The following is a 12,861-nucleotide window of genomic DNA, read 5'->3' on the forward strand; positions in this document are numbered from 1 at the left end:
TTAAATGAAAAATTAAGTAGAATAATTGAATTATCGCATTTAGCCAGTGAACAAAGTATTTTTCTTGCTCCGGGGGCATTATTCTACCCAGATAAAAAAAATAGCTATCCACCAGCTTTGAGAATAAATGTCGCTCATGCATTAGAGAATGTATTCGTAAACTTTCTTCTGAAAAATAAATAGATGGAGTATTAATCCTAGCACACATCAATCAACACCAATTGTTTTTGGTGTTTTTTCTATATCCTGCATTTTTAAATAATTGCTAGAAAAAATACTGACTAAAACTATTATTATCAATACTCTCAACATATGATGCATCGTAACAATCGCAGGATTTATATCTAATGCCATGGCCATAACACCGATTTCTGGCGCTCCTCCTGGCAGGAAAACTAACAATAAAGTAGCAAAATCCAACCCTGAAACATAACTAATAATAATGGAAAATATTGTCGCTACAGTAGCTAACAAGAATCCTATTAATAATGATACCCATCCATCTCTAAATATATCTCTCCATTTATAGCCTACAAATCTTATACCTATTGTTGTTCCTATAATAGCTTGTGTAACGGCTACAAGTAGAGAGTGAAAATAACTCTTGACTCCTTTAAATGAAAAGACTAACTTCTAAAAATTAGAAATTAGTCTTTTATGTATATCTAATTCACCTATTTTTACTACCCATCTAGGTATTATTCGCTTATAACTGAGGATATATACCAGGACCTAGTGGCCAACCTACAGCTACCCAAACCAATAATAAGACTGTCCATATAGCAAGGAAACTCATTGAGATAGGTAACATAATCGACATCAATGAACCAATACCTAAATCTTTCTTAAACTTCTGCATGTAAACTAGACAAACAGAAAAATAAGGACTCATTGGCGAAATAATATTAGTACTAGAGTCTCCGATTTTAAACATAGCTAATGTAAATGCTGGATGGTAATCAACTAACATTAGCATAGGTACAAAAATCGGTGCCATAAGTGACCACTGAGCCGATCCACTAGTCATAAAGATATTCATTAAAGCACTCATAATTACAAAAGCAACCATCATTGAGTAGCCAGTTAATTGAGTATGCTACTAAAAATACAGATCCTTGAATAGCAATATATTGCCCTAAATTTGACCAATTAAAATAAGCAATAAATTGAGCAATCACAAAGAATAATACTAGCGTTGTGGCTAGTTCTTTAACCGCTTCTACCATATAAGCTGGAATATCCGCTAATTTAGTAATTTTTCCAACCGTCTTACCATAGGTAATACCTAACGTAATAAAAAAGCCAAATAAGATAGGGACAAAGGCTTTTAGAAATGGTGAAGGCACTAACCCTCCTTCTGGGTTACGTAATGGTGATGTACTAGGTAAAAGTAATAAAAATAACGCAACCTAAAAAAATTAATGCTGCATATAAAGTATTACGTAATCCTTTTTTTTCTTAGATCAGATAACTGATGTGCTGGCTCTGCTTTTACATCTGCATCAATCGGTAGTGTTTTCTGTAAACGTGGTTCAATAAATTTATCTATAATCAAAGTACCTAAAATAGCTAAAATTATTACTGATACAACTGCAAAATAGTAGTTATCTAATGGACTAACATAAAACTTGGGATCAATTAATCTAGCAGCCTCTGTTGTGATACCAGAAAAAAGAGCATCACTTGTTGTAATTAATAAACTAACATCAAACCCAGCTCCTGCAGCACCATAAGCAGCAGCAGCTCCCGCAAGTGGATGACGGCCTAAAGAGTGATAAATTAAAGCGACCAAAGGAATTAGGATAATATAGTTTGCATCTGAAGCGATACTGCCAGTAATACCCACTACAAAGACAGTAAAGGTTAAAAAAGATTTTGGTACTTTACTAACACTACTTTGAATTAATACCGGTAACAAACCAACTTTATCCGCAAGGCCAATACCAAACATTGCCACAATAATAATCCCCAAAGGGGGAAATTTCACAAAATTTTCCACCATACTGGTGAAAATATATTGAATCCCTGGTGTTGATAATAAACTTTTAATCTCTACTACCTTTTGTGTCTTTGGATTGACAGCTGATATATCAAATCCTGCCATAACAGCTGTAGCAAGAATAACGATAATTGATAAACTCACAAAAAGGAAAAAGGGATGAGGTAACTTATTCCCAACTCTCTCAATATAATTTAAAAATCTTTCCATAGTCCAATCCCCTCTATTTTAAAAGATTAGTTAAACGACTAGCATTCAAAGCAATGCCAACAAATACAGAGGCAGCTGTACTCAGAATATCATCATTAAAATTATATTTTTCATTATGTAAATAAGCACAATCTACGCCATTACCAACAAAGAAAAAACAACCTGGAACATGTTCTAGATAAAAAGCAAAATCTTCTGCTCCCATAGTAGGCATATAATCAAGTTTTTCGATATCATGATTAGGTAATATCTCCTTGGCTACCTCTAATACAAAATCCGCATAGGCAGGAGGATTGCACAAGGGTGGTACATTATGTTTATGATCAATAGAATAATCTGCACCAAAAGCTAAACAATTTCCCTTAATAAGATTCTCAATATGCCCTGCCAATTGCTCTCTACTTTCTGGTGAGTCACTTCTAATATTAATTGTTAACTCCGCCTCTGCTGGAATAATATTATCCGCCGTACCAGCATGGAATTTACTAACAGTAATAACTCCGTGTTTTAATGGAGACTTGCTACGACCAACTAATCCTTGAGTTTGTTGAACAATATTAGCAGCAATATAAATAGGGTCTATAGCTAAATGAGGCATCGCTGAATGTCCAGCTTTCCCCTTGATAGTGACATCAAAAGTATCATTACCACCCATGGCACTATTAGGTTTGACAAAAACTAAATTTGAAGGAAAACCTGGTCGATTATGGTAACCAAAAATAGCATCTACCTTGGGCGTTTCTAGTACTCCTTCTTGAACCATTTTATCTGCACCATTTCCCCCTTCTTCTGCTGGTTGAAATAACAACTTAATAGTACCTATCAACTGTTCTTTATTTCTAGCTAACCAACGTGCAGCCAATAACAATGTTGCTGTATGCCCATCATGACCACAAGCATGCATTTTTCCTTGATGATTTGAAGCATAACTTAAACCCGTATTTTCTAGAATAGGCAAGGCATCCATATCTGCTCTAAATGCAATACAAGGTCCAGGTTTATTTGTCTCTAATACTCCTACTACACCTGTTTTAGCAACTCCTGAAATTACTTGATAGCCCAAGGATTCGAGTTCTTTACGAACTATTTCTGATGTTCTATTTTCTTCATATTTAAGTTCAGGATTAGCATGAATATCTTGTCTTAAATCAGTGATGTATTGAATTTCATCTTGTGTAAACATTTTCGCTCCTTATTTAAACAACTTAATCCTACCATACTATTTATAATAAATTGATTTAAGTTTAAATAAATACTTAACTATCTAATTAATTTAAATATAAATTATAATTATTTAAATAAGATTCAACAAACCCACTAACCACTCACCATATACTGCTGAATAGTTGCGGCTAATTCTTTTAAAGGCTCTGCAACCTTTCTAATCAATGTATTCATATCCATATTAGCAGAAGGAACACTAACGTTTATAGCATAAATACCATGCGGTGCTAATGCATGCTTGACTGTTACGGCTATCGCCAAAATTTCTTTGGAAAATTCTCGTTCTGATACCGTATATCCATGTTTTTTAATAAACGTCTCTTGTTTCTGGAGAATAGCTAATTTCTTGCCATAATCATCTGGATATAATCTTACTAGATCCGAATTAATAATTTTCTTATCATGTTCACTAAGACTTGCATAATAAGCCCTCCCAATTGCTGTATCTGGTAATGGCACAGTAGAGCCAATCTGTAATTGAACAGTTATTTTTGCAGGTGATCGTATACTTTGCAAATATAACATTTCTCCATATTGAGCAATGGCCACACTCACCGATACATTATGCGTAGTGGCAAAATTAAGTAATAATGGTTTAATTTGTTCCGTCACATCTATACTTTTTTGTCCCATTACAAGCTCTTGTAATCTAACATCAGCGACATATAAACCCGTCTGTTGATTTTGCTTTAAAAACTTTAAATTCATCAATGTTTTTAATAATCGAGTCACTGTGGGCTTAGGAAGCTTTGTCATCTCACATATTTGGTGATAACTCATACCATGAGGATAAAGACTTGTTAAATATAAAACACTAAGCCCCCTAGCCAAAGCAGTAACAAATTGACGATTATTCTCTTTTTCAGCCTTTTCTATTGCCAATAAGATTTCGTTGAACACTTTATGTTTCCCTTTACATCTCTATTAAGATACGTTAAATTATTACTTATAATAAAACATTTTTTCGCATAGCGAAACAAAATAGCTTATTTAGGAGAATAAAATGCAAAGCCCTTCTTTTAACTGGCAAGACCCTTTTTTACTCATAGATCAATTATCGGATGAAGAGCGTATGGTTCTTGAAACAGCTGAGTCTTTCTGTCAGGACGTATTAATGCCAGGCATATTAGAAGCCAATCGCAATGAACACTTTGACCGAGACCTTATGTTAAAAATGGGGGAATTAGGTTTACTTGGTTGTACGATTCATGGATATGGATGTGCTGGTATGTCAAACGTCTCATATGGCCTTATCGCCCGTGCGGTTGAGCGTGTAGACTCAGGTTATCGTTCGGCAATGAGTGTTCAATCAAGTCTTGTCATGTATCCAATTTACGCTTATGGAACAGAAGAGCAAAAACAAAAATTCTTACCTAAATTAGCCAAGGGGGAAATGGTTGGTTGTTTTGGACTGACAGAGCCTAATGCAGGTTCAGACCCATCAAGTATGCAAACGCGTGCTCGTAAAACTGATGGTGGCTACTTACTCAATGGTAGCAAAATGTGGATTACTAATAGCCCAATTGCTGACGTAATGGTAGTCTGGGCAAAAGATGATCAAAATATCATTCGTGGCTTCACTCTTGAAAGAGGCATGAAAGGTCTAAGCACTCCAAAAATTGAAGGTAAATTCTCTTTACGTGCCTCTATTACTGGTGAAATCGTAATGGATGATGTATTCGTTCCTGAGGAAAATGCTTTCCCTGAAATTCGAGGGCTTAAAGGACCTTTTGGATGCTTAAACAAAGCTCGTTTTGGTATTGCTTGGGGCGCTTTAGGAGCAGCTGAGTTTTGTTGGCATGCTGCCCGTCAATACACATTAGATCGCACACAGTTCAACCGCCCTCTTGCAGCGACTCAGCTTGTACAGTTAAAACTCGCTAACATGCAAACAGAAATTAGTCTTGGTCTTCAAGCTGCCTTAAGAGTTGGGCGTTTAATGGATGAGAATCGTGCATCGCCAGAAATAATCTCATTAATTAAGCGAAATAGTTGTGGCAAAGCACTAGAAATAGCACGTGTAGCTAGAGATATGCATGGTGGCAATGGTATTTCTGATGAATTCCATGTTATCCGTCACGTCATGAATCTGGAGGCCGTCAACACCTACGAAGGGACTCACGATATTCATGCTCTCATTTTAGGTCGGGCACAAACAGGTATTCAAGCATTTGCTTAACAACTTTATATAACACCAGAAAAAGCTAGGATTTAGTATGTCAATCAATGAACAAAAAACTCAAGCCTTACAAGGGATTAAAGTACTAGATTTGTCACGCGTACTTGCAGGTCCTAGCTGCACCCAAATATTGGCAGATTTAGGGGCAGAAGTTATTAAAGTGGAACGCCCAATAGTCGGTGACGAAACAAGACAATGGAATCCACCTGTTTTCCCTGACGGTACTTCTGCCTATTTTGCAACTGTTAATCGTAATAAAAAATCAGTAACAGTAGATATTACTTGCCCCGAAGGACAAAATATTATTCGCCAGCTCTGTGCTGATGCCGATATTCTGGTTGAAAACTTTAAAGTTGGTGGTCTCAAAAAATATGGCTTAGATTATGAGTCATTAAAGAAGCTTAATCCTCGACTTATTTATGCTTCACTTACAGGATTTGGTCAAACAGGTCCAGAGTCTCATCGTCCCGGATATGATTATATTATCCAAGGTATGAGTGGTTTAATGAGCATTACTGGACCAAGTGAGGGACTACCTCATAAAGTTGGCGTAGCTGTTGTAGATTTGTTTACTGGTCTACAGCTTGTTATTGGCATCCAGGCCGCCCTAATCGCCCGTCAATTTACCGGAAAGGGGCAGTTAGTTGATGTTTCACTTTTTGACAGTGCTATCACAATGACAGCTAATATTGGACAAAACTATCTAGCCAATCATCAAGTTCCACCACGCTTAGGCAATGCTCACCCAAGCATTGTCCCTTATCAAGTTTTTGAGACAAATCAAAATCAACACATTATTCTTGCATGCGGTAACGACTCTCAATTTGCCTCTGTCTGCCGTGTTATGCAAACAGAATGGAATACCGACACTCGCTTTTCAAGTAATCCAAATCGAGTCAAGTATAGAGAAATTCTCATCCCGCTTATGTCAGAAATTTTTGTGACTAAATCGCGAGACGAATGGCTTACTTTATTTGAAGAGGCTGGTGTACCTTGTGGCCCAATTAACACCATTGCAGAAGCTATAGAAATGGAGCAAACACTGCAAAGAAATATGATTATTGACTTTGCCAAGTTAGGAAGACCTGTCCAAACGCTAGGAAATCCTATCAAACTATCAGATACACCTGTTCAATATCGCAACCCACCACCTACTCTTAGCGAAAATACAGATGAAATACTTTCTAGATACTATAGTACTGAACAACTTCAAGGACTCAAAGAGAAAGGTGTTGTTTGATAAGATGCAGTCTAAGTTTTGCTAAGCAAACAAGTTTTATTGACTATCTAAATTATTCTTGCTACGTATAACCTAGCTATACTAATTACAAACAAAAAGTTTTCAAAATATTAGGAAAATTTTATTAATAAGATGACAGAGAAATCTGGTAAATATGACAATAATTCTGAGTCTAATCAGATAAATATATTAAAAGATCTACAAAAGAAAAACTCACCACTAAACCCTATAAGACTTTAGTGGCGAGTCATTAATACTTAAAGTTTAAATATTAAATAACTTAATAAATTTAAACCTAAAGCATATATTGACCACCATTCATATTCACATTTGCACCAGTCAAAAATCCTGCTTTTTCACTAGCCATGAAAGCAACTAAACCTGCTAATTCTTCTGGCTCACCTAAACGTCCTACTGGAATTTTAGGCAACAGTACATTATTCATTACATCTGCAGGAATAGCGGCTGTCATATTTGTGCGGAAAAATCCTGGAGAAATAGAATTAACAGTAATTCCTTTGCTTGCAAATTCTAGTGCAAGTGTTTTTGTGAATCCAGTGATGCCTGCTTTAGTCGATGCATAGTTTGCTTGACCAAAATTACCCGCTATACCACTGATAGAAGCAATATTAATAATACGCCCCCATTTTTTAGCCAACATACCTTCAATAAATGCTTTTGTCATGTTAAACATACTGTCTAAGTTAACACCCATAACCTCATCCCAAGCCTGTTTGGTCATTTTCTTAAAGCTTGCATCACGTGTAATGCCCGCATTATTTACTAAAACGTCAACGACATAACCATCAGCTTGTACTGTTTGAGCCAAAGCTTGAGCAGAATCAAAATCACTAACATCTACAGGATAGGCTTTAAAGGTATACCCCTCTGCTGCCTGTTGAGCTAGCCAAGCTTGTGGATTCTCTTGTGGTAAATGGGTTACTAGTACTGTATATCCAGAATCATGAAGTGCACGAGCAAAAGCTGTACCTAATCCACCTGTACCACCTGTAATTAATGCTGTATGAGTTGTCATTTCCGTTATCCTCTTAAGAAACATTATGGTTATAACTCTTTCTATTCTACTCTTATTCAATTATAAAAATAAGACAAATGACATTACTAGCATGTTATTCATATAAACAGAAAAAAGCTCCTATGGAATAAGAGCAGTTCAATAAGTTGAGTGTTTTTCAGGGTTGTTTGTTATTGACTCGCAGAGGCTATGGGGTTTGATGTGCTTGATCGCTCTATTAGCGTCTATGCTGATGAGGTTAGCAATGGATAATTTTAGTTAGGAATAGCGAGCGAGAATTGTCTGAAGGCGTAGTGATGGACTGGAGGGGCATAACATAATTGTCTTATAGGTAGTGGAGCGATGCGCTAGAATCGCTGGCTCATAAACAAGTCGCCATACACCACGCAAGATGGTTATATGGGGGCGATATGAGGATGAGTTTAAACCGTGGAGGGGGAGCTAGTTTGTTATGGTCGCTAGACGTAAAAAACCCTCTAGAGGGAGGTCTAGAGGGTTTAGCGAATAAGAAGCTTGACGATGCCCTACTTTCACAGGTGTCCACCCACTATCATCGGCGCAAAGGTGTTTCACTGTCCTGTTCGGGATGGGAAGGAGTGGGACCACCTTGCTATGGTCGTCAAGCGTAAAACGGTTACGGCTTGTTGGTTAGCCCTTTGGAAGAAGCACAAGGTTGGTTCAATGCGATGGGGTTGAGATTGAGGGGTTTCTCACATGAGAATTATATCTTGTGGCATAAGAACACTATACACCCAGGTTGATGCGTCATCAACCGATAAAGTTATAGGATCAAGCCGCACGGGCAATTAGTACTGGTTAGCTACATGCATTACTGCACTTATACACCCAGCCTATCAACGTCCTGGTCTCGAACGACCCTTTAGGGAGATAAACTCCCGGGATACCTTATCTTCAGACGAGTTTCCCGCTTAGATGCCTTCAGCGGTTATCTCTTCCGTACGTAGCTACTCGGCAATGCCATTGGCATGACAACCGATACACCAGCGGTACGTCCACTCCGGTCCTCTCGTACTAGGAGCAGCCTCCGTCAAGTATCCAACGCCCACGGCAGATAGGGACCAAACTGTCTCACGACGTTTTAAACCCAGCTCACGTACCTCTTTAAATGGCGAACAGCCATACCCTTGGGACCGGCTACAGCCCCAGGATGAGATGAGCCGACATCGAGGTGCCAAACACCGCCGTCGATATGAACTCTTGGGCGGTATCAGCCTGTTATCCCCAGAGTACCTTTTATCCGTTGAGCGATGGCCCTTCCATTCAGAACCACCGGATCACTTTGTCCTGCTTTCGCACCTGTTCGACTTGTCAGTCTCACAGTCAAGCACGCTTATGCCAATGCACTATCAGCACGATTTCCGACCGTACCTAGCGTACCTTCGAACTCCTCCGTTACACTTTAGGAGGAGACCGCCCCAGTCAAACTGCCCACCATACACTGTCCCCAACCCGGATAACGGGCCTAGGTTAGAACCGCAAACAAACCAGGGTGGTATTTCAAGGACGGCTCCAGTAAAACTAGCGTCCTACTTTCAGCGCCTCCCACCTATCCTACACAGGCCGGTTCACAATCCAATGTAAAGCTACAGTAAAGGTTCATGGGGTCTTTCCGTCTAGCCGCGGGGAGATTGCATCATCACAAACACTTCAACTTCGCTGAGTCTCAGGAGGAGACAGTGTGGCCATCGTTACGCCATTCGTGCAGGTCGGAACTTACCCGACAAGGAATTTCGCTACCTTAGGACCGTTATAGTTACGGCCGCCGTTTACTGGGGCTTCGATCAAGAGCTTGCACCCCATCACTTAACCTTCCAGCACCGGGCAGGCGTCACACCCTATACGTCCACTTTCGTGTTTGCAGAGTGCTGTGTTTTTAATAAACAGTCGCAGCCACCGATTCTCTGCGGCCTCTTCACGCTTTAACACGCTACAAAGGCATACCTTCTCCCGAAGTTACGGTATCAATTTGCCGAGTTCCTTCTCCTGAGTTCTCTCAAGCGCCTTGGAATATTCATCCCGTCCACCTGTGTCGGTTTGCGGTACGGTCAACATTAAACTAGAGCTTAGAGGCTTTTCTTGGGACAACTGCCTCTGACTTCGCGAACATGTTCGCTTCGCGTCAATCCCTTGAATTGCGCTGCCGGATTTGCCTAACAGCCTTCTTGGAACCAACAACGGGTACTACCAATCACCCGATCAGATTTCGCCATCCGTCCCCCCATCGCATTTAATGTCGGTGCTGGAATATTAACCAGCTTCCCATCAGCTACGCATCTCTGCCTCGCCTTAGGGGCCGACTCACCCTGCGCCGATGAACGTTGCGCAGGAAACCTTGGACTTACGGCGAGGGAGCTTTTCACTCCCTTTATCGCTACTCATGTCAGCATTCGCACTTCTGATACCTCCAGCAGCCTTTACAAGCCACCTTCTCAGGCTTACAGAACGCTCTCCTACCGCGCACAGTAAACTGTGCACCCGCAGCTTCGGTAACTGGCTTAGCCCCGTTACATCTTCCGCGCAGGACGACTCGATCAGTGAGCTATTACGCTTTCTTTAAAGGGTGGCTGCTTCTAAGCCAACCTCCTGACTGTCTATGCCTTCCCACTTCGTTTCCCACTTAGCCAATTTTAGGGACCTTAGCTGGCGGTCTGGGTTGTTTCCCTCTTGAGTCTGGACGTTAGCACCCAGTGCTCTGTCTCCCAAGCTCTACTTGTCGGTATTCGGAGTTTGCCATGGTTTGGTAAGTCGCCATGACCCCCTAGCCATAACAGTGCTCTACCCCCGACCAGTAATACTTGAGGCACTACCTAAATAGTTTTCGGTAGAGAACCAGCTATTTCCAGATTTGTTTAGCCTTTCACCCCTATCCACAGCTCATCCCCTAATTTTTCAACATTAGTGGGTTCGGTCCTCCAGTACCTGTTACGGTACCTTCAACCTGGCCATGGATAGATCATCTGGTTTCGGGTCTACACCCAGCGACTAAACGCCCTATTCGGACTCGCTTTCGCTACGCCTTCCCTATTCGGTTAAGCTTGCCACTGAATGTAAGTCGCTGACCCATTATACAAAAGGTACGCCGTCACACCACTTGGATGCTCCGACTGTTTGTATGCACACGGTTTCAGGTTCTATTTCACTCCCCTCCCGGGGTTCTTTTCGCCTTTCCCTCACGGTACTGGTTCACTATCGGTCGATCACGAGTATTTAGCCTTGGAGGATGGTCCCCCCATCTTCAAACAGGATTCCACGTGTCCCGCTCTACTTATCCGACGCTTAGTACCACACATCGCATTTTGTCTACAGGGCTATCACCTGCTACGGCTAAACTTTCCAGTTTATTCGACTATGTCAATGTATTATCTCGTCTAGGCTGCTCCGATTTCGCTCGCCGCTACTGTCGGAATCTCGGTTGATTTCTTTTCCTCGAGTTACTTAGATGTTTCAGTTCACTCGGTTCGCCTCATCACACTATGTATTCATGTGATGATACTGCTAAAAGCAGTGGGTTTCCCCATTCGGACACCTACGGATCAATGCTCATTTGCAAGCTCCCCGTAGCTTTTCGCATGCTATAACGTCCTTCATCGCCTGTGATCGCCAAGGCATCCACCATGTGCACTTAGTTACTTGATCCTATAACTTTATCGGCTTATGGTTAAGCAAATAAACGTTTTATGATTAAGCTAACTTTATCTTCGGTGATATCACTATCACCAGGATATATAGGCCTTTTCTCGGACCGGTTCGCCCTCCTATACACCCTATGCTTGAGTTTGCGTGTTTATGCCGTTCATCAATGTTTATTCATATCTTTCGATATACGTTGAGAACTTCAAAAATAATAATGCAATCACAACCCATAAATAAATTTGTCATTTCACCTCTTCCTGAAAAGAGATAAAATTACGCATTTGAATTACTTGTTGTGCTTCTTCCAAATTGTTAAAGAACAGCCGTGTATTATCACACTGATCGCTCAGCACTACAATACCTTTTTTAAAACCTGTTGATTGTTTTCTCTATCATTGCCACGGCACTAGTTGTCATGGTGGAGGATAACGGGATCGAACCGATGACCTCCTGCTTGCAAAGCAGGCGCTCTACCAACTAAGCTAATCCCCCAATATGCATCGGATTGGGTTGTTGCGTCGCTTCGTCGTGTACCTCGTTGTACACGTCATCGCTTGCGTCTACCACTCCTTGCATCTGATGATAATCTCCCTACCCTTGCTTTCGCGACGATAAAGGCGACACCCTCAGTCCAACTCTTTGGTGGGTCAAGCTGGAATCGAACCAGCGACCCCCGCCTTATCAAGACGGTGCTCTAACCGACTGAGCTACTGACCCATTCTAGCTTCGTGTTTAATGATAGTCATAAACAACCGATAAGCGTGGACGCTTCCGCTTCGAGAGCATGCTCTTAAAGGAGGTGATCCAGCTGCAGCTTCCGCTACAGCTACCTTGTTACGACTTCACCCCAGTCATGAATCCTACCGTGGTAGTCGTCCTCCTTGCGGTTAGACTAACTACTTCTGGTAAAACCCACTCCCATGGTGTGACGGGCGGTGTGTACAAGACCCGGGAACGTATTCACCGCGACATGCTGATCCGCGATTACTAGCGATTCCGACTTCATGCAGGCGAGTTGCAGCCTGCAATCCGGACTACGATCGGGTTTATGAGATTAGCTCCGCCTCGCGGCTTGGCAACCCTCTGTCCCGACCATTGTATGACGTGTGAAGCCCTACCCATAAGGGCCATGAGGACTTGACGTCATCCCCACCTTCCTCCGGTTTATCACCGGCAGTCTCATTAGAGTGCTCTTGCGTAGCAACTAATGACAAGGGTTGCGCTCGTTGCGGGACTTAACCCAACATCTCACGACACGAGCTGACGACAGCCATGCAGCACCTGTGTTCCGGTTCTCTTGCGAGCCACAGTCAAATCTC

At 41.1% G+C, this 12,861-nt stretch carries 8 protein-coding genes, 2 tRNA genes, 3 rRNA genes and 2 pseudogenes; 3 read left to right on the top strand and 12 right to left on the bottom strand.

Annotation, left to right across the window (positions count from 1 at the left end; all coding sequences use genetic code 11):
* Window positions 1-183: pseudogene (locus tag V757_RS28855) on the top strand (hypothetical protein); the annotation flags it as partial.
* A gap of 24 nt (window positions 184-207) precedes the next feature.
* Here V757_RS28855 and V757_RS17805 read toward each other — a convergent pair.
* The 6 genes and pseudogenes from V757_RS17805 to V757_RS17820 all read right to left on the bottom strand — a co-directional run.
* A pseudogene (locus tag V757_RS17805) lies at window positions 208-588 on the bottom strand (AbrB family transcriptional regulator); the annotation flags it as partial.
* Window positions 589-706: 118 nt separating this feature from the next.
* Window positions 707-1,039, bottom strand: coding sequence for an AbgT family transporter (locus V757_RS29095; protein WP_245586949.1), 333 nt, complete (start codon window positions 1,037-1,039; stop codon window positions 707-709).
* Window positions 1,020-1,346, bottom strand: a complete 327-nt coding sequence (locus tag V757_RS29100) for an AbgT family transporter (protein ID WP_245586950.1) — start codon at window positions 1,344-1,346, stop codon at window positions 1,020-1,022. Before V757_RS29100 ends, V757_RS29095 begins: the two co-directional genes overlap by 20 nt.
* 92 nt (window positions 1,347-1,438) lie before the next feature.
* Entirely contained in the window at window positions 1,439-2,209 is a 771-nt protein-coding gene (locus tag V757_RS29105; protein ID WP_245586951.1) for an AbgT family transporter, read from the bottom strand.
* A 13-nt stretch (window positions 2,210-2,222) separates the two neighbouring features.
* Window positions 2,223-3,392 carry a M20 metallopeptidase family protein gene (locus V757_RS17815; protein WP_023949643.1) on the bottom strand — a complete coding sequence of 390 codons (1,170 nt, stop codon included), beginning with the start codon at window positions 3,390-3,392 and terminating at the stop codon, window positions 2,223-2,225.
* A gap of 134 nt (window positions 3,393-3,526) precedes the next feature.
* On the bottom strand, window positions 3,527-4,333 hold the full coding sequence (locus V757_RS17820; protein ID WP_023949645.1) for an IclR family transcriptional regulator: 807 nt from the start codon (window positions 4,331-4,333) through the stop codon (window positions 3,527-3,529).
* A gap of 103 nt (window positions 4,334-4,436) precedes the next feature.
* Between V757_RS17820 and V757_RS17825 the strand changes: the two genes are divergently transcribed.
* Together V757_RS17825 and V757_RS17830 are read left to right on the top strand one after the other, a co-directional pair.
* Complete coding sequence (locus V757_RS17825) at window positions 4,437-5,612, top strand: acyl-CoA dehydrogenase (RefSeq protein ID WP_023949647.1); 1,176 nt, start codon at window positions 4,437-4,439, stop codon at window positions 5,610-5,612.
* A gap of 37 nt (window positions 5,613-5,649) precedes the next feature.
* Window positions 5,650-6,852 carry a CaiB/BaiF CoA transferase family protein gene (locus tag V757_RS17830; protein WP_023949649.1) on the top strand — a complete coding sequence of 401 codons (1,203 nt, stop codon included), beginning with the start codon at window positions 5,650-5,652 and terminating at the stop codon, window positions 6,850-6,852.
* A 295-nt stretch (window positions 6,853-7,147) separates the two neighbouring features.
* On the opposite strand, the gene phbB is transcribed toward V757_RS17830, so the two are convergent.
* The 6 genes from phbB to V757_RS17860 form a co-directional block, all read right to left on the bottom strand.
* Window positions 7,148-7,888 carry an acetoacetyl-CoA reductase gene (phbB, locus tag V757_RS17835; protein WP_023949651.1) on the bottom strand — a complete coding sequence of 247 codons (741 nt, stop codon included), beginning with the start codon at window positions 7,886-7,888 and terminating at the stop codon, window positions 7,148-7,150.
* A gap of 511 nt (window positions 7,889-8,399) precedes the next feature.
* Window positions 8,400-8,512: ribosomal RNA gene (gene rrf, locus V757_RS17840) — 5S ribosomal RNA — on the bottom strand.
* Window positions 8,513-8,673: 161 nt separating this feature from the next.
* A 23S ribosomal RNA gene (locus tag V757_RS17845) occupies window positions 8,674-11,545 on the bottom strand.
* 413 nt (window positions 11,546-11,958) lie between these two features.
* Window positions 11,959-12,034, bottom strand: a tRNA-Ala gene (locus V757_RS17850).
* Window positions 12,035-12,182: 148 nt separating this feature from the next.
* A tRNA-Ile gene (locus tag V757_RS17855) sits at window positions 12,183-12,259 on the bottom strand.
* Window positions 12,260-12,334: 75 nt separating this feature from the next.
* A 16S ribosomal RNA gene (locus V757_RS17860) occupies window positions 12,335-12,861 on the bottom strand; the annotation flags it as partial.

Source organism: Pelistega indica, assembly GCF_000506865.1.
Classification (GTDB): Bacteria; Pseudomonadota; Gammaproteobacteria; order Burkholderiales; family Burkholderiaceae_B; genus Taylorella; species Taylorella indica.